This is a genomic window from Sphingomonas sp. GW821-FHT09B04 (assembly GCF_059418285.1).
Window position 1 is genome coordinate 172751 of sequence record NZ_JBWKPO010000004.1, and the last position, 22098, is coordinate 194848.

Below are 22098 nucleotides of genomic sequence, written 5' to 3' on the forward strand. Positions count from 1 at the left end.
CCAGCCGTTCAGCCTATCCCACCGACACAAAACTATCCATCACCCGCTTCCGGCCGCTCGTTTCGAACTCGATTTCCAGCTTGTTGCCTTCGATTTCGACGATTTCGCCGTAGCCGAACTTCTGGTGGAAGACGCGCATGCCCAGCGACAGGTCGTCGCGGCCCTTGTTGCCGAGGCTGACGGCGCTGGCGCGGCTTTCGACCACGCGCTTGGGGGCGGTGGTGAAGGTGGAGCTGGGGGCGGCGGCGCGTTGCCAGCCGGGGCCGCGGCTGCCGGATCGGGCGACATTCGCGAAGGGATCGGTATGCTCGCTCCAGTTGGCGCGCCACAGCGAGGCGCCGCCGGACATGGTCGATTCCTCCTCGACATGGTCCTTGGGCAGCTCGCCGACGAAGCGGCTGGGGATGCTGCTGGTCCACTGGCCGTAGATGCGGCGGTTGGCAGCGTGGAGGATGGTAGCGAGGCGGCGGGCGCGGGTGATCGCGACATAGGCGAGGCGGCGCTCCTCCTCCAGTGAGGCGAGGCCGCCTTCGTCGAGCGCGCGCTGGCTGGGGAAGATGCCTTCCTCCCATCCGACCAGGAACACGGTGTCGTATTCCAGGCCCTTGGCGGCGTGGATGGTCATGATCGTGACCTTGGGCTCGTCGGCGTTTGCGTCATTGTCCATGACGAGCGAGACGTGCTCGAGGAACGCGCCGAGGGTTTCGTATTCCTCCATGGCGCGGACGAGTTCGGAGAGGTTCTCGAGCCGGCCGGCGGCCTCGGCGGTGCGGTCCGCCTGCCACATCGCGGTGTAGCCGCTTTCGTCGAGGATGATCTGGGCGAGCTCGGTGTGCGGGAGGGCGCCGATGCGGGTGTCCGCTGCGTCGACGACGGCTCCTTCTTCGGGGGCGGCGCTCGAGTACATGTCGCGCCAGCGGGCGACGTCGCCGACGAAAGTGCCGAGCGCGCGGCGGGCCTGTGGTGTCAGCTCGTCGGTGTCGAGGATGCGCGCGGCAGCGAGGAGCAGGGGAATGCCCTCGGCGCGGGCGAGCTGGTGGATCTTGGCGATCGCCTTGTCGCCGAGACCGCGCTTGGGGACGTTGACGATGCGTTCGAAGGCGAGGTCGTCGGCGCCCTGATGGACGATGCGGAGATAGGCGAGCGCGTCGCGGATCTCGGCACGCTCGTAGAAGCGGAAGCCGCCGACGATGCGATAGGGCAGGCCGGTGGCGATGAAGCGATCCTCGAACTCGCGCGTCTGGTGCTGGGCGCGGACGAGGATGGCGAATTCGTCGAGAGACTTTCCGTCGCGGCGCTGAGCGCCCTCGATCTCGTCACCGACACGGCGGGCTTCCTCGGGGCCGTCCCACACGCCGACGACCTTGACCTTCTCGCCCGCGTCCTTCTCGGTCCACAGTTCCTTGCCGAGGCGGCCGCCATTATTGGCGATGACACCCGAGGCGGCGGCGAGGATGTGCGGGGTGGAGCGGTAATTCTGTTCGAGGCGGATGACCTTGGCGCCGGGGAAGTCCTTCTCGAACTTGAGGATATTCTCGACCTGCGCGCCGCGCCACGAATAGATCGACTGATCGTCGTCGCCGACGCAGCAGATGTTCTTGCGCTCCTGCGCGAGCAGGCGAAGCCAGAGATACTGGACGCTGTTGGTGTCCTGATACTCGTCGACCATGATGTAGCGGAAGCGCTGCTGATAGTGCTGGAGCACGTCGCGGTGGGTCTTGAGGATCGTCAGCATGTGCAGCAGCAGGTCGCCGAAGTCGCAGGCGTTGAGCGTGCGCAGCCGGTCCTGATACTGGGCGTAGAGCGACTGACCGCGGCCATTGGCGAACTGCTCGGACTCGCCGGCGTCGAGGTCCTTGGGGGTCAGGCCCTTGTTCTTCCACCCGTCGATCAGCCCGGCGAGCTGGCGTGCGGGCCAGCGCTTTTCGTCCAGATCGTTGGCGACGATGAGCTGCTTGATCAGGCGCAGCTGGTCGTCGGTGTCGAGGATGGTGAAGTTGTTCTGGAGCCCGACCAGCTCGGCATGGCGGCGCAGCATCTTGGCGCCGATCGCGTGGAAGGTGCCGAGCCAGGGCATCCCCTCGACCGCGTCGCCGACGAGGCCGCGGACCCGTTCGCGCATCTCGCGCGCGGCCTTGTTGGTGAAGGTGACGCTGAGGATCTCCGACGGATAGGCGCGGCGGGTCCAGAGCAGATGGGCGAGGCGCGCGGTGAGCGCGGCGGTCTTGCCGGTGCCGGCGCCGGCGAGGACGAGGACGGGGCCGTCGAGCGTGAGCACGGCTTCGCGCTGCGGGGCGTTGAGGCCGCGCAGATAGGGAGGATCGTCGGGGGAAGGTACGGGTACGGACATCGGTGAACAGGTAGAGAACGCGGGCGCCACGGGCAAGCTGGCATTGGCGGACGTCTTGGGTCATCATCGCGTCCGGGTGAGTAAGTTCTGCAGGAGGGACGATGCGGATCGGACGGCGAGAGGCGATCATCGGGGCGGCCACAGTCGCGCTGGCGGGCAGGCCCGGGCGGGTCATTGCGGCGGAGCCGGTCAATGTGCCGATCACCCTGACCGAGAGGCGAGTGCTGGTGAGCGGCTCGATCGGCGGAAAGGGGCCTTTGCCGCTGGCGATCGATACCGGTGGCGAGATGGGGCTGATCAAGAACGCGGTGGCGGAGCAGCTCGGCCTCAAGCGCATCGGCAAGCGGTGGCTGAATCTCGCGACGGGGCGGGACGAATTTTCGATCTTCGCGGCGCCGGAGGTCGTGCTGGGCGGGCAGGTCCGTCTGCCGGTGCTTGCGCTTGCGGGCGTGGACCGGAATCTCGGCGCGAGCGAGGCGGCATCGCTGCCCGCGCGCGTGCTGACGGTGGTCGATGGCGAGCTCGATTTCGACGCGGGCATGTGGCGGGTCCATGATGGCGGGCTGACCGACCGGACCGGCTGGACCCGGTATGAGAAGGGGATCGTCCAGCGCGGGGTGAGCGAGGATACGCGGTTCCTGTTCGCCAAGGCGGCGCTGAATGGCCGCAGCTTTCGGTTCGGGCTGGACACGGGCATGCCGAGCATGATGCGCATCTACCGCAAGACCGCCGAGGCGGCGGGGCTGTGGGACTCGCCGCGCTGGTCGCCGGGCGGGGAGGGCGGCAAGACGCGCTTCATCCGCCCCGAGACGCTGGAGATCGCGGGTATCACGATCCAGCGGCCGCTGGTGCAGATGCGCGAGGATGCGGATTGGAAGGAGTTCGATACCGGCCTGATCGGGCTGCCGCTGATCCGGCTATTCAATCTTGCGACGAGCAATGCGGACCGTGCGCTGTTCCTGAAGCGCAACGCCCAGAAGCCGCAGCCGATGCGCTACAATCGGGCGGGCATGTGGCTTGAGCGAGCGAAGGACGCGAAGGAGGTGTCGGTCGTGAACGTCGTCGGGCCGGGCAGCCCCGCGGACACGGCGGGTATCAAGGCCGGCGACCGGTTGTCAGGCATCCCGTTCGACACGCTGATCGATCGTACCAGCGAGCGGAGCGGCACAAGGCTGGCGTTCAACGTCGAGCGCGACGGCGCGACGCGATCGGTCGAGCTCGTGCTGGCTGATTTCCTGTAGCGCGCGGCAGACGCTTGAGGCAGGAGAGCGACATGTGGGACAAGATCAAAGGCCGTTTCGACAAGCGGCGTCTGTTGCTGATTGCGGCGCTGGCCGGGGTGGCGCTGTATGTCGGCTGGCGCACGGGCGGGTTCGATGGCCAGCCGGACGAGAAGCCGTGCGTGGCGGGCCGCAACGAGATCAAAGATGACAAGGGTAAGGTGGTGCAGGTGACCCGCACTACGTGCATCGACGAGAAGAAGTGACGGCGCGCAGACGCCGCACGATGGAGGAGTGATGGATGGACGCTGACCGGGCACGGCAACGCCGCGCGCTATGGGCGAGCTTTGTGGGTACGGGAATCGAATTCTACGATTTCTATATCTACGCGACCGCCGCGGCGTTGGTGTTCGGGAAGCTGTTCTTCACCGGTTCCGACTCGCAGACCCAGCTCTGGTCGTTTCTCACGCTTTCGATCGCCTTCTTCGCGCGCCCGGTGGGGGCAGCGGTGTTCGGTCACTATGGCGACCGGATCGGGCGCAAGGCGACATTGGTCGCATCGCTGCTGACGATGGGGATTTCGACGACGCTGGTGGCGTTCCTGCCATCCTATGCGACCGCCGGATGGATCGCGCCGGCGTTATTGTGCCTGTTGCGCTTCGGCCAGGGGTTCGGCCTCGGCGGCGAATGGGGCGGCGCAGCGTTGCTGGCAGTCGAGAATGCGCCGCCGGGATGGCGCGCCCGGTTCGGGTGCGCGCCGCAGATGGGGGCGCCCGCGGGGTTCATCGCCGCCAATGGACTGTTCTTGCTGCTGCTGTTGTGGATGACGCCCGACGAGTTCGCCGACTGGGGCTGGCGCATTCCGTTCCTGCTCTCTGCAGCGCTGGTCGCAGTGGGGCTGTGGGTGCGCCTGAAGCTGGGCGAGACGCCGGAGTTCAAGGCGAGCCTGGCCGAGGCGCCGCCGCCCAAGGTGCCGCTGGGCGAGGTGGTGACGCGGCACGGCGGTGCGCTGGTGGGCGGGACGATCGGTGCCGTCGCCTGCTTTGCGACCTATTATATCGCGACCGCCTTTCTGCTCGGCTGGGGCACCAAGTCGCTGGGCTATTCGATGCACGATTTCCTGAGCGTGCAGCTGGTGGCGATCCTGTTCATGGCGGGCGGCATCTACCTCGCCGCATGGCTGGCCGACGCGAAATACGACCCGCGCCGTGTGCTGGCGGGCGGGTGCGTGCTGGTCGCCGCGAGCGGGTTTGTGATCGCTCCGCTGATGGCCGCGGGGCTGGCCGGAGTGTTCATCTTCCTGTCGCTGCTGCTGTTCGCGATGGGGTTCGTCTATGGCCCGCTGAGCGCCTGGCTGACCGATCTGTTTCCGCCGCGGGTGCGGTATACCGGCGCGTCGATGACCTTCAACATCGCGGGCGTGATCGGCGGCGGACTGACGCCGTTCTTCGCGCAGACGCTGGCGCTCAAGGGCGGGCTGGCGCCGGTTGGCTGGTATCTGAGCGCTGCGGCGGTGCTGAGTCTGGTGGCGCTGGTCGCGCTGCGGCCGAAGGCGAACTAGACCGCGCGCAAGAGCGTGAGTTTGGCCTTGCCGTGCACGCGCTCGGCATCGATTTCGAAGCCTGCGACCTCAATCACTTCGGCCTTCGCTGTTTCGATGCTCACCCAGGTGGCCGGACCGGTCCAGCCAAGGCGGGCGAGCTTGTCGAGCGCGACGGATCCGGCGCCGGTGCCGTAGGGCGGGTCCATCAGGATCACGTCCATCGGTTTGGGCGCAGGGCCGAGCGCGAGGACCGAGGTGGCACGAATGTCCGCGCGGACGCCGAGCTTCTCAGCATTGGCGCGCAAGGCGTCGAGCGCGGCGCGATCCTGCTCGACGAACAGGCACGAGGCGGCGCCACGCGACAGCGCCTCCAGCCCCAGCGCGCCCGAACCGGCGAAGAAATCGGCGACGGCGAGATCCTCGAAGCTGCCGACGCGGCTGGTGAGCATCGAGAACAACGTCTCGCGCATCCGATCGGCGGTAGGACGCGTGGCGTCGCCTTTGGGTGCGACGAGCGGGCGGCCGCGCCATTGACCAGCGATGATCCTCATTTGCGGGGTCCCCGCTTTGTGGGGGCGCCGCGCTTCGCTGGCGGTCGCGGGCCGCGATCACTCGGGCGATAGGACCGTTTGGGGCGATCAAGCAGCGGACCGGCATCGTCGTCGATGCGGGGCGCCGGCTTCTTGAACGGTTTCCCCTTCGCGCTTGCCGGGGCCGCAGATGAAGGGCGATCGTCTCCGGCCCTGGCGGCCGCGCTACGCGCAGCATTGAGCCGCTGGCGTTGTCCGAAACCTGAGGTCTTCTTCACGAGCGGCTTGCCTGTGCCGCCACTTGCGTTTTCGGGCCGGTCGCTACCACGTGCGTTGCCGGGCCGGCCGGGGCCGCGTGCGCTGTCAGGCCGGTCGCTGCCGCGCGCGTTCTCGGGGCGACCGCCGCCACGTGTGTTGTCGGGCCGGCCACTGCCGCGCGCGTTCTCGGACCGGCCGCTGCCGGCGTGTGACCGTGCGGCGCCGGACGAGGTCGTGCGTCCTTGCGCCGGTCTCGCTTGCCTCGCGCCGCTGCGATCACCGCGTTTCGCATCGCGGTCGCCGTCGCGGGGAGGAACGGGAGCCGAAGCCTTGCGGCGTTCGGCACGGTTTAGCGGTTCTGCGGCAGCATCTGCCGCCTCCGGCGCAGCCTCGGCCTTCAGCGCCTTGGGCTTGTTCGACAATTGCAGGTTCGACGCAATCTTTCCGCCGTTCGGTCCGGCGAGCGCCTTACGGAACAGGATCAGGTCATGCTGGCGGACCTCATCGACGTCGCCGGGGAGCATGTCGTCGAGGTGAAAGGGGCCGTAGCGGGTGCGGATCAGGCGGCTGACCTTGAGTCCGAGATGCTCGAGCACGCGGCGAACTTCGCGGTTCTTACCCTCGGTCAGGGTAAGCTCGATCCACACATTCGCGCCGGTGCGGCGTTCGAGATTGGCGTTGATCGGGCCGTAGCGCACCCCCTCGATCTCGATGCCGAGCATCAGGTCTTCGAGCTGGGCCTGACTGACCTCTCCATAAGCGCGCGCGCGGTAGCTGCGCTCGACCCCGGTGGCGGGCAGCTCGAGCTGGCGCTTGAGCTCGCCGTCGGTGGTCATCAGCAACAACCCCTCGGTCGCAAGGTCGAGGCGGCCGACGGGAATGACCCGCGGCAAGCCGTTGGGCAGCCGGTCGTAGATGGTCGGGCGGCCGGCGGGGTCGCGCTCGGCGGTGAGCAGGCCCGCGGGCTTGTGGTAGCGGAACAGGCGCGCGGGTGCCGCAGCGGCAACCGGCTCACCGTCGACGGTGACGCCGTGCAGCGAGGTCAGAACGGTCGCGGGGGTGGTGAGGATTTCACCGTCGATCGCGACGCGACCTTCGGCGATCATCCGCTCGACCTCGCGGCGCGACGCGATTCCGGCACGGGCGAGCAACTTTGCGATGCGTTCGCCGGCTTTGGCGCCTTGTGTGGGCGAGTCCTGAGGTGATGTTGGAGACATTCGCCGCGCGATACAGCGGGTTGGCCTCCGGCGCAAAATTCTTGTGCGACGGGAGCCGCGGACGGGTTAGTGCGTTCTGGCCGCGTAACATTGTGGGTGGGTTATGTTGTTCGGAAAGAAGACCCGGCGGATCACACGGCTCCTGATCGTCGAGGATGAACCGCTGGTCGCATTCGATACCGAGCATTTCCTGATCGAAGAGGGTTTTGCCGTCGTCGCCACTACCGATTCGGTGAACGAGGCGATCGGGCATATCGGTGGCCGCAAGCCGATCGATCTGGTGCTGGTCGATCTCGGTCTGCGCGACGGAGACGGCAGCGAGGTGGCGCGTGCCGCACAGGCAAAGGGAGTGCCGGTGCTGATCGTCACCGGTCGACAGCTGGACGAGGTCGGCGCGATCGGCCTGGGCTGCCTGTCCAAACCCTATCCCCAGCGCGATCTGCTGCGCGCGATCAAGATCGTCGAGACGCTACTGGACGGCAAGACGCCGCGCCGCGTGCCGGCCAGCCTGAAGCTGTTCCAGTCCGTCGCCTGAAGGGCTTTGCATCGCCGTTTTTGCCGCTAGGGTCGCCCGATTGTTCGTACGGGGGATTACATGGCCGAGGCGGTGAAGGCAGAGAGGCAGGGGATGCTGCTCGACGGAATCCGCCCCTATTTTGAGAAGGCGCCGCTCGCCGCGCTGGCGCTGGGCATTTCCTCAGGCTTTCCGTTCACGATGATCGGCGCGACGCTGACCTCGCGGCTTGCGCAGGATGGCATTACCAAGTCCGCGGTTACGGCGTTTGCGCTGACCTTCCTCGCCTATAATCTCAAATGGGCGTGGGCGCCGGTAGTAGACAAGTTCCGCATCCCCGTGCTGGGCGCAATCGGGGCGCGGCGATCCTGGCTGATCCTGACCGGCGCGCTGGTCGCCGCGGCGGTGGTGTTCCTCGGCAGCCTCGATCCCAAGGCGTCGCTGGGCTGGGTCGCGGCGGCAGCGATCATGGTCGGCCTGGCGGGCGCGACGTTCGATATCGTCATCGATGCGTACCGGATCGAGCTGCTCGAGCCGCGCCAGCTGGGCGTGGGAGCGGGCATGTCGCAATATGGCTGGCGGATCGGATCGAACGCGGCGGGGGGGCTTGCCCTGTATATCGCGGCGGATGCGGGTTGGGCCGCGGCCTATGCTGTCTGCGCGCTGTTCGCTCTCCCCGCGGTGCTTGCCGGCCTGATCGTGGGCGAGCCCGAGCGCAAGGTGAACCGCGAGTGGCCCGAACGGATGGGGCAGCAGCCCTATCTGATCTTCATTCTTGCCTTTGCACCGCTGTACCTGGGCGCGCGCTGGGTCGACACGGTGTTGGGCGTCAACATCCTGTCGAACATGGTGCTGGTGGGCTATCTGTTCCCGCTGTTCGACCTGACCGCGCGCCGCGCGCGCGATGCTGGCAAGCCGAGCGGGCTGGCGTGGCTCGGGCTACTTCCGGTGGCGGGGGTGGTCGTGGCGCTGTGGCGCGGCTGGTCCGCGCCCGAAGCGATGCTGTTGCTGGCGGCAGGGGCCGCCGCGTTGCTATGGATCGCATCGCTGCGGCCGATCGCGATGACCAGCGTGGAGAGCGGTAAGGTCGGGCCGCTGATGGAATTCTTTCGCCGCGAGGGCGGGATGATCGTGCTGCTGTTCGTCCTGTTGCACAAGCTGGGCGATACGCTGGCGAACCTGACGCTGCGGCTGCTGTTCAACGAGCAGGGCTATACGTTGAAGGAGGTCGCCTTCTACGACGTGTTCGTGGGGTTCTGGGCGCTGATGGCCGGCATCTTCGTTGGCGGTATCATGTACGCCAAGCTCGGCATGAAGCGGTCGGTGCTGATCTCGCTGGTTCTGATGATGATCTCCAACCTGAGCTTTGCCGGCATGGCGGCGGTCGGACACACCAATGCCGGAATGGCCGCAGCGATGGGCTTCGAGAATTTCGCGAGCGGGATCGGCGGGGTGTGCGTGGGGGCGTATCTCGCGTCACTGTGCAACCTCAGCTTCACCGCGACCCAGTTCGCGATGCTGTCTGCCGCGGCGAGCATTCTCGGCCGGTTTCTCAGCGGCACCTCAGCCGGCAAGATGATCGAGGGTATGGGCTATGTGAACTACTACGTGCTCACGACCTTCCTTGCGCTGCCCGGCGTGCTGTTGTTCGCATGGATGATGCGGAGCGGGCTGGTCGATCGAACGATGGGCACCGCCGGGATCGAGGGTGAAGGCGATGCGCGTGCCGATCCGGAGACCGGCCCTGCGCGATGATCGTCTGGCTCGCCATCCTTGCGGTGCAGGTGACCTGCGTCGTGCATCTGGTGAAGACCGGGCGCAATCCGCTGTGGCTGACCGCGCTGATCTTTCTGCCGATGGTGGGTGCGGTCGCCTATTTCATCGTCGAGATATTGCCCGGTCTGCAAGGCAACCGGCATGTGCGCACGGCGCGTGCCAAAGCCGTGGCGGCGATCGATCCGGAGCGCGAGTTGCGGGCCGCCCGCGACGCGCTGGATCTGACCGACACGGTGGCCAATCGCATCCGGCTGGGCGATGCCGCGAGCGAGCTTGGACGATGGAGCGAGGCCGAGGCGGCGTATCGCGAGGCTCAGGCGAAATCGCCTGAAGACACGGGGACGCGGGCGAAGCTTGCGCGCGCGATCTTCGAGCAGGGGCATGCGGGTGAGGCGCTGGCCTTGCTCGACACGCTCGAGCCGCTCTCCGGGCAGGGCGAGCGGGACCGGCAGGGATTGCTGCGCGCGCGGATGCTGGAGCATCTTGGCCGGAACGAAGAAGCGCTGGCGCTCTATGCCGATATCGTGACGCGGCTGCCGGGCGAGGAGGCGCGGTGCCGCTATGCCGCGCTGTTGCTGGCCGAAGGCTGGGACAACAAGGCGCGCAAGCAGTTGGAGGAGATCGAGTCGCGGGCGAAGCGGCTCGACCGGCAGCAGCGTGCGGCGGAAGGCGAGATGTACCGCTGGGCGGCGGACACGCTGGCGCGGTTGCGCGCGAAGGACGCCTAGGCCTCCAGCGGCAGCCCCAGATCGGTGAAAGCGTTGGCGAGGGCATGGGCGGTGGCGAGGACGCCGTCGACCTGACGCACCCCCAGAAGATCGGCGAGCAGGACGCGGGCACGCGGTATATCGTGCGTGACGCGTGCGATGATCTCGATCGTCGCGCTTTCTGCGGCGGTCATCCGCGCGCAGCACCAGGGTGCGATCTGGATCGGGCCGGCCGAGGCGGTGGACATCTCTGCCATCAGCGAACGCAGCAGGATCAGCGGGCGGCGGAAGTCGCGGCCGAAGGCGGTGACGAAGGCATGTGCGGCGGCCGCGTCATGGAGGCCGCCTGCGCCCATCTGGCGGATGCCGAACAGCAGCAGCCGCGCGCCGGGATCGTCGGGCTGAAGACGGGGCAAGGCGAGGCCGAGGGTGGCGATTGCGGTCATGCGGCGAACTCCGGATTCGATTCGTCCGCCTATCCTGACATTCTGTTATTGATAGTCAATCGCAATAAGAATCAGTCGGGGAGTTCGTCGTTCATTCGGAGCGCTTCACCAGCGAGATAGAGTGAGCCGAGGATGAGAACGATCGGAGCGGCGCTATCGGGGTGCCCGGCAATCTTGCGAAGGGCTGATTTGGGGTCTTCGGCGGTATCGGTGGCCGCGATGCCAAGGCCGCGTGCAACCTCGGCCAGATCGAGCGGGGCGTGATGCGCGTGGCCGGGAACGGGGATCGCAGTGAGAGAGCCGACGAGCGGGACGAAGGGGGCGAGCAGGCCCGCGGCATCCTTGTTGGCGAGCATCCCGAGGATGAGGTGGACCGGACGGCCCTGCGCGACTTCGGCCAGCGCGATGCTGACCGATTGGGCGGCGGCTTCGTTGTGACCGCCGTCGAGCCAGAGCTGGCTGTCGGACGGAAGCAGGTCGAGCAATGGGCCGGGCGAGAGGCGCTGCATGCGGGCGGGCCAGCGGGCGGCGGTTGCAGCTGCAGCGAGAGCGGTTTCGGGGATCGCGATGCGCTGCTGGTGGCGCAGCGTGGCGATGGCGAGCGCGAGATTGGACGGCTGGTGCGGGCCGGCGAGCAGGGGGAGCGGGGTTTCAACGGTCCCGTGGGCGTCGCGGTAGAAGAGGCGGTCTTTGGTGACCTCGAAGTCCCACGCCGTCCCGCGCGCGAAGAGAGGCGCACCGGCGGCGCCTGCTACGTGTGCGATGCGTTCGGCGACGGAGGTGCGATAGGCCATGGTGACGAGCGGGATGCCGGGTTTGGCGATCCCGGCCTTCTCGCCCGCGATGACTTCGGCGGTGTCACCGAGGAACGACTGATGATCGATGCCGAGCTGGGCAATCGCGCAGGCGGCAGGCGCGGGGACGACGTTGGTGGCGTCGAGCCGGCCGCCGAGGCCGACTTCGACGATGCAGGCATCGGCCGGAGTGCGCGAAAAGGCGAGGAAGGCGGCGGCGGTGGTCACCTCGAAGAAGCTGGCGCCGATATCGCCACCGGCATCGAGGACTTCCTGCAGAAGGGCCGCGAGCGCATCGTCGTCGATCAGGTTGCCGGCGAGGCGGATCCGCTCGTTGAAGCGGACCAGATGCGGGCTGGAATAGACATGCGCGGTGAGCCCCGCCGCCTCGATCGCGGCGCGCAGAAAGGCGCAGGTCGACCCCTTGCCGTTGGTGCCTGCGACATGGAGTACGGGCGGGAGCGCGAGATGCGGGTTGCCGATGCGGCCGAGCAGGCGGGTGATGCGGTCCAGCCCAAGGATGTCCGCGCCGGGGCCGAGCGCCCAGAGACGATCGAGCTGGCGCTGGACGGCAGGGTGCGAGGAGTTGGCGTGGTCGGGCATGGTTTAAACCCTCTCCCCCGCGGGGAGAGGGTTTGGGAGAGGGGGCGAGGCAAGCGTGTCGCTCAAGATTGTAAGCAACCCTTCGAGGTTGGTCATCACGTCGTTGTTCCAGAATCGGATCACACGATAGCCCTGTGTTTGGAGATACGCGGCTCGCTGTTCATCGCGTGCAGAGTCAGCGTGCGTGGCGCCATCGAGTTCGATGATCAACTTCCGTGATCGGCAGACAAAATCGGCGATGTAGGGACCAATCACCACCTGTCGGGTGAATTTGAGGCTTTCGAAGCGCTTGGCGCGGAGCGCCGTCCATAGTTCGCGTTCGGGTTGGGGCATGTTGCTTCGTAGTTGGCGGGCGCGTTCGAGCAACATTGGGTCGGTCTTCGCCACTGCCCCTCTCCCAACCCTCTCCCCGGAGGGGAGAGGGCTCTTCGCTGTGCTAAGCCGCCGCCTTTGCTCCGCCCACGAGCAGGCCGATCAGCTGGCTGAGCTTGTCGCGCAGATCCTTGCGGTGGACGACCATGTCGATCAGGCCGTGGTTGAGATAATATTCCGAGGTCTGGAAATCGTCGGGCAGCTTTTCGCGGATCGTGCTTTCGATCACGCGGCGGCCGGTGAAGGCGAGCATCGCCTTGGGCTCGGCGATCTGGACGTCGCCGAGCATGGCATAGGCCGCCATCACGCCGCCCGAAGTCGGATCGGTTAGCACGACGATATAGGGCAGGCCGGCGTCGTGGAGCATCTGGATCGCGACGGTGCTGCGGGGCATCTGCATGAGCGACAGGATGCCCTCCTGCATGCGCGCACCGCCCGAAGCGGTGAAGACGATGTACGGCGCGCGGGCAGCGATCGCGGCTTCGACGCCGACGATGAAGGCTTCGCCCACGGCCTGGCCCATTGATCCGCCCATGAAGGCGAAGTCCTGCACGCCGATCACCGCGCGCTGGCCGTCGATCGTCCCGCTGGCGTTGAGGAAGGCGTCCTGCTCGCCGGTGCTGGCGCGCGCCGCCTTGATGCGCGCGGGATAGGGCTTCTGGTCGCGAAACTTGAGCGGGTCCTCGCTTACGCGCGGGCTGGGCAGGACGGTATAGCCGGCATCGAACAGCTGTTCGAACCGTGCCTTGCCGCCGATCCGCTCATGATGATCGCAGAGCGGGCAGACCGACATGTTCTCCTGAAGCTCGCGGGTGAAGACCATCTGCCCGCAACCCTTGCACTTGTGCCAGAGATTGTCGGGGGTCTCCGCCTTGTTCGGGACGACGAACGACAGGGCGTTGCGGACGCGGCTGAGCCAGCTCATGCGATTTCCTTTCGGGCAGCGGCAATGGCCGTGCTCAGGGATTGAATATAGTTGCGGACCGCGGCGGGCGCATCGGCGCCGTTCGCCGCGATCAGATCGATGATCGCCGAGCCGACCACGACGCCATCGGCGACGCGGCCGATCGCAGCAGCCTGTTCGGGGGTACGGACGCCGAAGCCGACCGCGACGGGCAGGTCGGTTGCGGCCTTGAGCTTCGCGACCGCGGCCTCGATGCTGTCCTGCGCGGCTTGCTGGAGGCCGGTAATGCCGGCGACCGAGACATAATAGAGGAAACCGCTCGCGCCGTTGAGGACTGCGGGCAGGCGCGCCGCATCGGTGGTCGGGGTGGCGAGGCGGATCGTGGCGATACCGTGCGCGGCGAAGGGCGCGATCTCGTCGGCCTCCTCGGGCGGGATATCGACGATGATCGTGCCGTCGACACCCGCGTCCGCTGCCTTCTGTGCAAAGGTTTCGGGCGTCGGGCGCGTCATGGTGTTGGCATAGCCCATCAGCACCAGTGGCACATCAGGATGACGCTGGCGGAAGGCGGCGGCGATGGCGAGGACATCGGCAGTGCGCGTGCCCTTGGCGAGGCTGCGCAGGTTCGCGGCCTGGATCGCCGGGCCATCGGCCATCGGATCGGTGAACGGCATGCCGAGCTCGATCACATCGGCGCCGCCCGAAACGATCGCATCGAGGATCGCGGCGGTATCGCCGTCCCCCGCGGTGACGAAGGTGACGAGCGCGGCGCGGTGCTGCGCGGCGGCGGTGGCGAAGGCGGAGGTGAGGCGGGTCATTGTTCGTCACCCCGGCCTTGTGCCGGGGTCCACCTTGCAGCACGCACGGGACAAGAGGCTCGAATCGCAACGCTCGACGCGCGGTGGATCCCGGCACAAGGCCGGGATGACGGGGGCGGGGTGGGGTTCATATCTCAGCCCCCATCGCCTGTGCGACGGTGTAGATATCCTTATCGCCGCGGCCGGAGACGTTGACGAGGATGATCTGATCCTTCGGCAACTCCCGTGCCTTGTGCTCAAGAGCTGCCAGCGCGTGGGAGCTTTCGAGCGCCGGGATGATGCCTTCGAGCTTGCAGCAGAGCTGGAAGGCGTCGAGCGCCTGGGTGTCGGTGATCGGCAGATATTCGACGCGGCCGCTTTCGTGCAGCCAGCTATGCTCCGGCCCGATGCCGGGATAGTCGAGGCCGGCGGAGATCGAGTGCGCCTCGGTGATCTGGCCGTCCTCATCCTGCAGCAGATAGGTCTTGTTGCCGTGGAGGATGCCGGGCGCGCCGCCGGTGAGGCTGGCGGCGTGCTCCTTGGTGTCGATGCCCTTGCCCGCGGCCTCGACCCCGACCATCGCGACATCGGCGTCGTCGAGGAAGGGGTGGAACAGGCCGATGGCGTTGCTACCCCCGCCGACCGCGGCGATCAGCAGATCGGGCAGGCGCCCCTCGGCCTCGAGCATCTGGGCGCGGCTTTCGGTGCCGATGACCGACTGGAAGTCGCGCACCAGCTCAGGGTACGGGTGCGGGCCGGCGGCGGTGCCGATGATGTAGAAGGTGTCGTGGACGGTCGCGACCCAGTCGCGCAGCGCCTCGTTCATCGCGTCCTTCAAGGACTGTGAGCCACTGGTGACGGGACGGACTTCGGCGCCGAGCAGCTTCATGCGGAACACGTTGGGCTGCTGGCGCTCGATATCCTTGGCGCCCATGAAGATGGTGCAGGGCAGGCCGAAGCGCGCGCAGACGGTGGCGGTGGCGACGCCGTGCTGGCCTGCGCCGGTCTCGGCGATGATCCGCTTCTTGCCCATGCGGATGGCGAGCAGGATCTGGCCGATGCAGTTGTTGATCTTGTGCGCGCCGGTGTGGTTCAGTTCCTCGCGCTTGAAATAGATCTTCGCGCCGCCGTAGTGGGCGGTGAGGCGTTCCGCGAAATAGAGCGGCGACGGACGGCCGACATAATGCTTCATCAGCCCGTCGAACTCGGCCTTGAACGCCGGATCGGCCTTGGCGGCGCGATATTCGCGCTCAAGGTCGAGGATCAGCGGCATCAGCGTCTCGGCGACGTAGCGGCCGCCGAACTGGCCGAAATGCCCGTGTTCGTCGGGCAGGTTGCGGAGGGAGTTGGGCGCGTTCATCACGGGGGCGTTTAGGCGCGTCTGCCGCGCTCGCCAAGCATTGTTACAGCTGTGCGATTACAGCGCTGCGACCGTTTTGAGGAAGGCGGCGATCTTTGCGTCATCCTTGACGCCGGGGGCGGATTCGACGCCGGAGGAGACGTCGACCAGCCGCGCGCCGGTGATGCAGACGGCTTCGGCGACATTTGCGGGGTCGAGACCGCCCGACAGCGCCCAAGGAAGCGGGTGCGTGAAATCCTGAAGCAGGGTCCAGTCGAAGCGCATGCCCATGCCGCCGGGTAACTTGGCGTCTTCGGGCACCTTGGCGTCGTAGAGGAGGCGCTGAACGGCGCCGCGGAAGCTGTTGGCGGCGTCGAGATCGGCGCGGGTCTTGACTGCGACCGCTGCCCAGACGGGCAGACGCGTGCGGATGCCGATCGCGGCAGCACGCTCCGGGGTGGTGCGGTGGAGCTGGATGGCATCGAGCCGTGCGGCGCGGATCACCTGATCGAGCAGCGCGTCCTCGGGATCGACGAAGACCCCGACCTTGCCCGTCTGCGCGGGGACGCGCGCAGCGAGCGCACCGGCCTGATCGAAGGTCACATGGCGCGGAGAGGGCGGGAAGAAGACGAACCCGACATGACTGGCGCCACCGGCCACGGCCGTATCGAGCGTTGCGGCGGTGGAAAGGCCGCAGATCTTGGCAGTGACGGGCATCGAGGCAGGCCATCGGGCGGCGCGCCCGATTCGGCAAGCGGAAGTTGCGGCGCGCCGTTCGGGAACGGCACGCCGCAGAGGCTTACTTCTCGTATTCGCGGACCAGTGCGTCGAACAGGCGGACCCCGAAGCCGCGCGCGCCCTTCGGCATGGTGGGCAGCGATTCGTCGGTGCCGTCGACGCCCGCCATATCGATATGCGCCCAGGGGGTCGGCTCAGGCGTCAGGAAGCCGATGAAATGCGCGCCGCGGCCCGCGCCGGGTCCGGACTTGCTGGTGCCGTTGGCGATATCCGCGACGGGCGATTCCATGTCCTTGGCGTAGCTGGGATGGAGCGGCAGGCGCCACACCGCTTCGCCCGAGCGGGTCGCGGCGGTCTGGACGCGCGTGGCCAGTGCCTCGTCGCGGGCGAACAGGCCGGCATAATCGTCGCCAAGCGCTGTGCTCACCGCGCCGGTGAGCGTTGCGATGTTGACGAGCGCGGCGGGCTTGAAGCGGTCGATCGCGTATTGGTTGGCATCGGCGAGGACCATGCGGCCTTCGGCATCGGTGCTGATGATCTCGATCGTCTTGCCGTTCATCGTGCGGACCACATCGCCGGGTCGCGAGGCATTGCCGCCGGGCATGTTCTCGGCCAGCGCGGCGATGGCGACGATATTGGCCTTTGCACCGCGTTTTGCGGCCGCAAGCGCGCCGCCCATCACCGCGGCGGCGCCGGCCATGTCGCCCTTCATGTCGCCCATGCCCGCGCCGGGCTTCAGCGAGATGCCGCCGCTGTCGAAGGTGATGCCCTTGCCGACCAGCGCGAGCGGGGCGGCGTTTCCGGCGCCCGTGTACTCGACGATCATCATCCGTGCGGGATGGCGCGATCCGGCCGAGACCGAGAGGATCGACCCCATGTTGAGCGCACGCATCTGCGCCTCGTCGAGGACGGTGATGCGGACATTGGACACGCCCGCGAACTGGGTGCGCACAGCCGCGACGAAGCTGTCGGGGGTCTTGGCATTGGACGGCAGGGTGATCAGATCGCGCGCCATGCGGGCGCCTTGCGCGACGCCGGCGAATTCACGGCTGTACGCGGCTTCGCCCGACCGGGCGACGATGGTGATCGGCTGGGCGGCAGGGGCGGTGACGCCGCTCTTGAGCTGGTCGAAGCGATACTGGCCGAGCGTCGCGCCCATCGCGACATGCGCGGCGGGATCCGAGACGCTTGCGGACAGGCTGTCCGCGACGATCGCGATCGGCAGCGCGTTGGCTTTGGTTTCCTGCGCGGCGCGGCCACCGAAATCGGCGAGCGCGGCGGAATCGAGCTGGCCCTGCGGCACGCCGATCAGGACGACGCGGTCATATCCGCCGGCGCCGTAGAGCGAGAGCGTCTTGTCCGCTGCGGCCTTGAACCCGGCGGTCGAGACGGCGCGGGTGACGCTGTCGCGCAGCGGGGCGGGGACGTGGCTGAGGTCGCTGGCGCCCGCCATCGGGATGACCAGCACGCCGCCAGCGGGTGCCGCAGCGGCGAAGCGGATCGGGCGCTCGGCGGTGTTGGCGCGGTCGCTGGGGCTGACGCCGGTGCCGATCGGCGCGCGCTCGTTGGCGAGGGCCGGACCCGCGGCTAAAATGGTGGCGGCAAGCAACAGAACGCGCATCGGCAACAGCTCCCAGGATGATTTTGATATGGTTACCTGCGTAACCAGCCCTTGCCGCAAGGGCAATTACCGTTGGTCGAACAATCGCTTGACCAGCACCACCATCGACAATGGCGGATCGAGCGGTACCGGGAAGGGGCGGGTCTCACCCGATGCGACATAGCCGTGACGGACATACCAGGCGATCAGCTCGGCGCGGCGGTCGATCACCGCCATCTCGATTCGGGTGGCAGCAAAGGTGTCGCGGGCGGTTTGCTCCGCGGCAGCGACGAGCTTGCGTCCGATACCCCCGGCCTGAAGCTGAGGATCGACGCAGAGCAGGCCGAGATAGGCGAGGCCATCGCCACGGTCGGCGATGTTGACGCAGCCGAGGACTGTGTCGCCGTCGCGCGCGATTAGCAGGCGGCTGTCGCCGGCGAGCAGCGAGCGGAGCGTTTCGAGATCGGTACGTTCGCCTGAGACGAGATCGGCTTCATGCGTCCAGCCGGCGCGGGCGCTGTCGCCGCGATAGGCGCGCTCGACGACGGGGTGCAGGTGCGGGAGATCGGCTTCGGTGGCCGGGCGGATGTCGATCGTCAATTCGCAGTCTCTTTTGCTCTTGAGGTTGCCACCAGCGCGATAACTGCGACGACGGCGAGTGCAATCCATTGCCATAGCGGCACGAAGATGAGGACGAGCGCTGCGGTGGATGAGGTCTGGGGGAAAAGCGCGTCGTGATAGGCGATTCCGGACATGAGCGATGACGCGACCAGAAAGATCAGCATGACAAGCGCAACGCCCGAACGCCGTCGGAGGCGGGCAATTCCCCATGGAACGACCGCCGGACCGACAACCCAGAGGCCGAAGGGAATGGCGCCCCACCACCAGTCGATCGACCCGGGATCGCCAACATGGAGCATCAGCGCGACCAAGATGGCTGCCACGACGATCGTGAGCAGCCAGAGAAAGAACAAAGTTCGGTCCGGGCCGGCGGCTTGCGGCCGACTCGCCGCGCCGGTCAGAGCGTCGCCTCGATCGCGCGCGCGGCGAGGTCAGGGTCTTCGGCCTGAGTGATCGGGCGGCCGATCACGAGGATCGAGGCGCCGGCATCGAGCGCGGCGCGCGGGGTGACGGCGCGTTTCTGGTCGCCCATCTGGCCGTTGGCGGGACGGATGCCGGGAATGACGAAGAAGCCGTCCTTCCACGCATCGTGTGCGGCCTTCACTTCCTCGCCCGAGCAGACGATGCCATCCACGCCCGCTGATCTGGCGAGTTCGGCGAGGCGAACGACCTGCTCGTGCGGATCGGGCGAAAGGCCGATCGAGCTCAAATCGCTCGCGTCGAGGCTGGTGAGCATCGTCACCGCGACGACCTTGGTCCCCGTGGGCGCGGCAGCCTTGGCGTCCTCGAGCATCGCGCGGCCGCCAGCGGCATGGACGGTGATGATTGCGGGCTCGAGCGGACGTAACGCCTGCACCGCCTTGCCGACAGTGTTGGGGATGTCGTGGAACTTGAGGTCGAGGAAGATCGGCAGGCCGATATCGGCCATCTCGTGCACGCCCTGACGGCCATTGGCCATGAAGAACTCAAGGCCGAGCTTGATCCCGCCGACATGATGGCGGACCCGCTTGGCGATGGCCTTGGCGCGCTCCAGATCGGGCGTGTCGAGCGCGACGTAGATCGGGCTGCTCATAGCGTCACCAGCGGCGGTGCGGAGGGCGTTTCGGCGGCATCCGGCTGGATCGGCATCGCGGAGGTCGGCGCTGCGGCATGGAGCGCACGCATTTCCTCGACCGTACGCTCAAGCATCGCGATCCGCTGACGGTTGCGCCAGCGCACGGTGTGATAGAGCACCAGCATCGGAACGAAGCCGGCGAGGAAGACGATCAGCAGCAGGAACGGCAAGTTCACGTCGGCAACGAGATTGCTCCAGAGCTGGATCTCGACCGGATGCCAGTTGGTGACCGCGAAGGCCGTGATGAGGCCGAGGATCAGGAACCAGAACAATGCCTTCAGAAATTGCATCCGCGCGAATGATCCTCTGTCGTTTCGGTTAGCTTTAGGACGGGCGGGCCGGATTGGCCAGCCTCAGCCGATTTCCGCGCGGAGTTGGGCGAAGAGGGTCGGGATCGCCTTCAACCGATCCTGCTCCTCGTCGAGGATCGCGTGGAAAATGCTGCGCTTGATCTCGCTCACCCGGCCCGGGCCAAGTGTCGCGTTGGCGGGTAGGGTGGAGAGCAGGATGTCCACCAGCCGCTCGGCGCCGTGCAGACGCCCCCAGAGATAGTCGTTCTCGCGATAGGCGCGGCTGAAGAAGGCGCCGAAATTGTTGAACTGCGTGCCCTTGAGCGTTGCGCGCGCGCCGCCCTTGCGGATCGAGGTCGCGTCGTCGGGCGAAATGCGGTCGACGCGGATCGGATCGAACTCGTTCAGCCCCTCGCCCTGCAGCAGCGGTAGCGTCGCGATGTCGAAGAAGGGGAAGCCCAGATAGGCGAGCAGCATCGGCCGCCGCATCTCCTTCGACAGCGCGCTGAGACCCGCCGAGAGCCGGGCGTCGGTATCGTGATCGAGCGTGCGCAGGTCCATCCGCGCGGCGAGATTGTCGAGCAGTGCGCTGGCGTCGAGATCAGCAGCGCGAATCGCTTCGCGCAGGCCGAGAAACGGATCGGCGCGCTGGCATTCGAGATAGTCGGCGAGCGATTCGTAGATCGCGTCGCGCATCGGCGTCAGTTCCTGATTCTCATGCTCCTGGTCGAGTTCGGTCAGACGGCGCGCGAGCAGGCGCAGGCGGCGGATACGGAAGCCGAGATCGTGCCCGCGAAGAAGATCGAGCGTGGATGCGCTCGCCGAGCCGGGATGGCTGGTGCCAAAATCGTCGGCGCCGCGGCGGTCGATCTCCGCCGCGACCGCATCGCGGATCCGGCGCCAGCGGTCGGGACCGGGCTGATCGCCGATCTGGTGGAGATGGGTAGCGATCCGGTCGACCACCCCCTCGACCTTGAGCATCCCGTAGGCGGCGTGGCCGTAGCCAGCCTTTGCCGCGGCCGAGACCTGCGCGCGACTGCGCCAGGCGGCGAGGCGCTTGGGGGTCGGATAGTCGAGGAACAGCGTGTAGCCGAACAGCGATTCGACCTGGGTCTCGACCTCGCCGCGGATGCGCTCGATGATCGCGAGCATCCGTTCGATCCGGGTCGAGCGCAGTCCGATCGCTTCCAGATTGTCGCGGATCGGCTGCTGGCGGGGCAATTCCGACAGCGCACCGATGATCGTCTGGAAGAAGCCGGGGTTGTCGGGGGTTTCGCTGTAGAAGCCGAGGCGATGCCCGGGTGTGGGGTCGATGAAGACGAAACGCCGGTCGATCTGGCGGCGCGCAGGGCGTTCCTTGAGCGCGTCGATCGCCGGACGGAAGGGGGCGTTGGCGAGGACCGATCCGTCGATCAGCGCGGCCTTGTCCGCGACGCCGGCGGCGTGCTGGCGCGGCAGGACATGCTCGAGAAACGCCTCGCGACCCGGCCATTCGACGCCCCGCTCGGCGAGCACGGCGTCGAGCTCGGCGATCGTCGCGGGCGGGAAGGCGCCCGGAAAGCTCGAGGTGGCGCGGGCGGCGAAGGCAAGCTCGGCAGGGTGCGCGAAGGGTGCATGGGCGTCGGCATGGTCGCTGAACGAGAAGACGAGCCGATGCTCGGTCTCGACCACTTCGGGCGGGGAGTTGAGCTTGAGCCGCTCCGGATGACCGCGAAAATCGGTGACGGTCACGAACAGATCGAGCGGCTGTCCCGCGGGAAGGAGGCGCGGTCCCGCGGGCGCCTTCGCCATCGCGTCGAACGCGTCGAGCATCATGTGCAGCAGTTCCTTGCCGCCGAAGGGCGGTTCGAACCAGCGCGAGCGGACGAACTTTTCGAGCTTGGCGCGGACCTCTTCGCGCGCGCCGGGCTCGACGGTCTGGTCGACGGTCGTATCGTCGCGCGTCAGCATCCACGCGATCGGCAGCGCCCAGATCTTGGCAAGGCGATGCGAGGGCCCTTGCTCCGGGTTCAGCAACGCCTCGACATCGGCGACCTTGAGCCAGAGGTCGGTCAGCGGGTCGAGCGACTGGCCGGTCGCCGCCGCCTGAGCGAGGAACACGCCGTTGATCCCGCCGGCGCTGGCCCCCGCGACGATGTCGACGAGCGCACGCACGCGGACGCCGGTGGTGTCCGCGATCTCGTCGAGCAGGGCGAAGTAAATCGCCTCGCTACCGGTGCCCGGCGTGTCGCCGTCGCGATGCGCGCGACTGGCGCGGGCGAGATGCCACACCTCCTTGGTGATGCCGTGCATGTAAACGGCAAGGCTGATGCCACCATAGCAGACGAGGGCCAGCCGCAGCTCGCGTTCGCGCACCCCGTTCATT

Annotated in this window: 22 protein-coding genes; 6 read left to right on the forward strand and 16 right to left on the reverse strand. The window is 67.3% G+C overall.

The window, feature by feature from the left end; all coding sequences use genetic code 11:
- Positions 1–13 precede the first annotated feature (13 nt).
- Complete coding sequence (locus AC07NK_RS13755) at positions 14–2350, reverse strand: ATP-dependent helicase (RefSeq protein ID WP_495171167.1); 2337 nt, start codon at positions 2348–2350, stop codon at positions 14–16.
- Between the two features lie 101 nt (positions 2351–2451).
- On the opposite strand from AC07NK_RS13755, the gene AC07NK_RS13760 reads away from it, so the two are divergent.
- Genes AC07NK_RS13760 through AC07NK_RS13770 form a run of 3 tightly spaced genes read left to right on the forward strand, consistent with a single transcriptional unit; the run spans position 2452 to position 5131 of the window.
- On the forward strand, positions 2452–3591 hold the full coding sequence (locus AC07NK_RS13760; protein ID WP_495171168.1) for an aspartyl protease family protein: 1140 nt from the start codon (positions 2452–2454) through the stop codon (positions 3589–3591).
- Positions 3592–3623: 32 nt separating this feature from the next.
- A complete protein-coding gene (locus AC07NK_RS13765) occupies positions 3624–3836 on the forward strand; it encodes a hypothetical protein (RefSeq protein ID WP_495171169.1) in 213 nt (70 codons plus the stop codon).
- A gap of 35 nt (positions 3837–3871) precedes the next feature.
- The gene (locus AC07NK_RS13770; protein ID WP_495171170.1) at positions 3872–5131 is read left to right on the forward strand and encodes an MFS transporter; all 1260 of its coding nucleotides are present in this window, start codon (positions 3872–3874) and stop codon (positions 5129–5131) included.
- Here the strand turns inward: AC07NK_RS13770 and rsmD are convergent.
- Together rsmD and AC07NK_RS13780 are read right to left on the reverse strand one after the other, a co-directional pair.
- The gene (gene rsmD / locus AC07NK_RS13775) at positions 5128–5664 is read right to left on the reverse strand and encodes a 16S rRNA (guanine(966)-N(2))-methyltransferase RsmD (protein WP_495171171.1); all 537 of its coding nucleotides are present in this window, start codon (positions 5662–5664) and stop codon (positions 5128–5130) included. The genes AC07NK_RS13770 and rsmD overlap by 4 nt on opposite strands.
- The gene (locus tag AC07NK_RS13780) at positions 5661–7118 is read right to left on the reverse strand and encodes a pseudouridine synthase (protein WP_495171172.1); all 1458 of its coding nucleotides are present in this window, start codon (positions 7116–7118) and stop codon (positions 5661–5663) included. The genes rsmD and AC07NK_RS13780 overlap by 4 nt, the downstream gene beginning before the upstream one ends.
- Before the next feature lie 103 nt (positions 7119–7221).
- On the opposite strand from AC07NK_RS13780, the gene AC07NK_RS13785 reads away from it, so the two are divergent.
- Genes AC07NK_RS13785 through AC07NK_RS13795 form a run of 3 tightly spaced genes read left to right on the forward strand, consistent with a single transcriptional unit; the run spans position 7222 to position 10136 of the window.
- Positions 7222–7653: a response regulator gene (locus tag AC07NK_RS13785; protein ID WP_495171173.1), complete on the forward strand. Its 432-nt coding sequence runs from the start codon at positions 7222–7224 to the stop codon at positions 7651–7653.
- Positions 7654–7713: 60 nt separating this feature from the next.
- The gene (locus AC07NK_RS13790) at positions 7714–9387 is read left to right on the forward strand and encodes an AmpG family muropeptide MFS transporter (protein WP_495171174.1); all 1674 of its coding nucleotides are present in this window, start codon (positions 7714–7716) and stop codon (positions 9385–9387) included.
- Positions 9384–10136: a tetratricopeptide repeat protein gene (locus AC07NK_RS13795; protein ID WP_495171175.1), complete on the forward strand. Its 753-nt coding sequence runs from the start codon at positions 9384–9386 to the stop codon at positions 10134–10136. The genes AC07NK_RS13790 and AC07NK_RS13795 overlap by 4 nt, the downstream gene beginning before the upstream one ends.
- Here AC07NK_RS13795 and AC07NK_RS13800 read toward each other — a convergent pair.
- The 13 genes from AC07NK_RS13800 to AC07NK_RS13860 all read right to left on the reverse strand — a co-directional run bounded on the left by AC07NK_RS13800 (position 10133) and on the right by AC07NK_RS13860 (position 22097).
- Entirely contained in the window at positions 10133–10561 is a 429-nt protein-coding gene (locus AC07NK_RS13800; protein ID WP_495171176.1) for a DUF6628 family protein, read from the reverse strand. The genes AC07NK_RS13795 and AC07NK_RS13800 overlap by 4 nt on opposite strands.
- Before the next feature lie 71 nt (positions 10562–10632).
- On the reverse strand, positions 10633–11958 hold the full coding sequence (locus tag AC07NK_RS13805; RefSeq protein ID WP_495171177.1) for a bifunctional folylpolyglutamate synthase/dihydrofolate synthase: 1326 nt from the start codon (positions 11956–11958) through the stop codon (positions 10633–10635).
- A gap of 3 nt (positions 11959–11961) precedes the next feature.
- Positions 11962–12345: an endonuclease domain-containing protein gene (locus AC07NK_RS13810; RefSeq protein WP_495171178.1), complete on the reverse strand. Its 384-nt coding sequence runs from the start codon at positions 12343–12345 to the stop codon at positions 11962–11964.
- A 49-nt stretch (positions 12346–12394) separates the two neighbouring features.
- Positions 12395–13255: an acetyl-CoA carboxylase, carboxyltransferase subunit beta gene (gene accD / locus AC07NK_RS13815; protein ID WP_495171179.1), complete on the reverse strand. Its 861-nt coding sequence runs from the start codon at positions 13253–13255 to the stop codon at positions 12395–12397.
- On the reverse strand, positions 13252–14052 hold the full coding sequence (trpA, locus tag AC07NK_RS13820; protein ID WP_495171180.1) for a tryptophan synthase subunit alpha: 801 nt from the start codon (positions 14050–14052) through the stop codon (positions 13252–13254). The genes accD and trpA overlap by 4 nt, the downstream gene beginning before the upstream one ends.
- A 127-nt stretch (positions 14053–14179) precedes the next feature.
- Positions 14180–15391 carry a tryptophan synthase subunit beta gene (trpB, locus tag AC07NK_RS13825; protein WP_495171181.1) on the reverse strand — a complete coding sequence of 404 codons (1212 nt, stop codon included), beginning with the start codon at positions 15389–15391 and terminating at the stop codon, positions 14180–14182.
- Between the two features lie 57 nt (positions 15392–15448).
- Positions 15449–16087, reverse strand: a complete 639-nt coding sequence (locus AC07NK_RS13830) for a phosphoribosylanthranilate isomerase (RefSeq protein WP_495171182.1) — start codon at positions 16085–16087, stop codon at positions 15449–15451.
- Between the two features lie 82 nt (positions 16088–16169).
- Positions 16170–17729: a leucyl aminopeptidase family protein gene (locus AC07NK_RS13835; RefSeq protein WP_495171183.1), complete on the reverse strand. Its 1560-nt coding sequence runs from the start codon at positions 17727–17729 to the stop codon at positions 16170–16172.
- Between the two features lie 66 nt (positions 17730–17795).
- Positions 17796–18302, reverse strand: coding sequence for a GNAT family N-acetyltransferase (locus AC07NK_RS13840; RefSeq protein ID WP_495171566.1), 507 nt, complete (start codon positions 18300–18302; stop codon positions 17796–17798).
- Positions 18303–18304: 2 nt separating this feature from the next.
- Positions 18305–18640, reverse strand: a complete 336-nt coding sequence (locus AC07NK_RS13845) for a hypothetical protein (RefSeq protein WP_495171184.1) — start codon at positions 18638–18640, stop codon at positions 18305–18307.
- A gap of 86 nt (positions 18641–18726) precedes the next feature.
- Positions 18727–19401 carry an orotidine-5'-phosphate decarboxylase gene (gene pyrF, locus AC07NK_RS13850; protein ID WP_495171185.1) on the reverse strand — a complete coding sequence of 225 codons (675 nt, stop codon included), beginning with the start codon at positions 19399–19401 and terminating at the stop codon, positions 18727–18729.
- Positions 19398–19733: a lipopolysaccharide assembly protein LapA domain-containing protein gene (locus AC07NK_RS13855; protein ID WP_495171186.1), complete on the reverse strand. Its 336-nt coding sequence runs from the start codon at positions 19731–19733 to the stop codon at positions 19398–19400. Before AC07NK_RS13855 ends, pyrF begins: the two co-directional genes overlap by 4 nt.
- 63 nt (positions 19734–19796) lie before the next feature.
- Positions 19797–22097, reverse strand: coding sequence for a patatin-like protein (locus tag AC07NK_RS13860; protein WP_495171187.1), 2301 nt, complete (start codon positions 22095–22097; stop codon positions 19797–19799).
- Position 22098 lies beyond the last annotated feature (1 nt).

Excerpts from the sequence above, each read along its gene's own strand:
- AC07NK_RS13830 (WP_495171182.1), bottom strand. The coding sequence starts at position 16,087 with ATGCCCGTCACTGCCAAGATCTGCGGCCTTTCCACCGCCGCAACGCTC.
- AC07NK_RS13860 (WP_495171187.1), bottom strand. The coding sequence starts at position 22,097 with ATGAACGGGGTGCGCGAACGCGAGCTGCGGCTGGCCCTCGTCTGCTAT.
- AC07NK_RS13855 (WP_495171186.1), bottom strand. The coding sequence starts at position 19,733 with ATGCAATTTCTGAAGGCATTGTTCTGGTTCCTGATCCTCGGCCTCATC.
- AC07NK_RS13785 (WP_495171173.1), top strand. The coding sequence starts at position 7,222 with ATGTTGTTCGGAAAGAAGACCCGGCGGATCACACGGCTCCTGATCGTC.
- AC07NK_RS13760 (WP_495171168.1), top strand. The coding sequence starts at position 2,452 with ATGCGGATCGGACGGCGAGAGGCGATCATCGGGGCGGCCACAGTCGCG.
- AC07NK_RS13765 (WP_495171169.1), top strand. The coding sequence starts at position 3,624 with ATGTGGGACAAGATCAAAGGCCGTTTCGACAAGCGGCGTCTGTTGCTG.
- AC07NK_RS13755 (WP_495171167.1), bottom strand. The coding sequence starts at position 2,350 with ATGTCCGTACCCGTACCTTCCCCCGACGATCCTCCCTATCTGCGCGGC.
- AC07NK_RS13800 (WP_495171176.1), bottom strand. The coding sequence starts at position 10,561 with ATGACCGCAATCGCCACCCTCGGCCTCGCCTTGCCCCGTCTTCAGCCC.
- trpA (WP_495171180.1), bottom strand. The coding sequence starts at position 14,052 with ATGACCCGCCTCACCTCCGCCTTCGCCACCGCCGCCGCGCAGCACCGC.
- AC07NK_RS13805 (WP_495171177.1), bottom strand. The coding sequence starts at position 11,958 with ATGCCCGACCACGCCAACTCCTCGCACCCTGCCGTCCAGCGCCAGCTC.
- AC07NK_RS13770 (WP_495171170.1), top strand. The coding sequence starts at position 3,872 with ATGGACGCTGACCGGGCACGGCAACGCCGCGCGCTATGGGCGAGCTTT.
- AC07NK_RS13835 (WP_495171183.1), bottom strand. The coding sequence starts at position 17,729 with ATGCGCGTTCTGTTGCTTGCCGCCACCATTTTAGCCGCGGGTCCGGCC.
- AC07NK_RS13780 (WP_495171172.1), bottom strand. The coding sequence starts at position 7,118 with ATGTCTCCAACATCACCTCAGGACTCGCCCACACAAGGCGCCAAAGCC.
- trpB (WP_495171181.1), bottom strand. The coding sequence starts at position 15,391 with ATGAACGCGCCCAACTCCCTCCGCAACCTGCCCGACGAACACGGGCAT.
- AC07NK_RS13795 (WP_495171175.1), top strand. The coding sequence starts at position 9,384 with ATGATCGTCTGGCTCGCCATCCTTGCGGTGCAGGTGACCTGCGTCGTG.
- pyrF (WP_495171185.1), bottom strand. The coding sequence starts at position 19,401 with ATGAGCAGCCCGATCTACGTCGCGCTCGACACGCCCGATCTGGAGCGC.
- rsmD (WP_495171171.1), bottom strand. The coding sequence starts at position 5,664 with ATGAGGATCATCGCTGGTCAATGGCGCGGCCGCCCGCTCGTCGCACCC.
- AC07NK_RS13790 (WP_495171174.1), top strand. The coding sequence starts at position 7,714 with ATGGCCGAGGCGGTGAAGGCAGAGAGGCAGGGGATGCTGCTCGACGGA.
- accD (WP_495171179.1), bottom strand. The coding sequence starts at position 13,255 with ATGAGCTGGCTCAGCCGCGTCCGCAACGCCCTGTCGTTCGTCGTCCCG.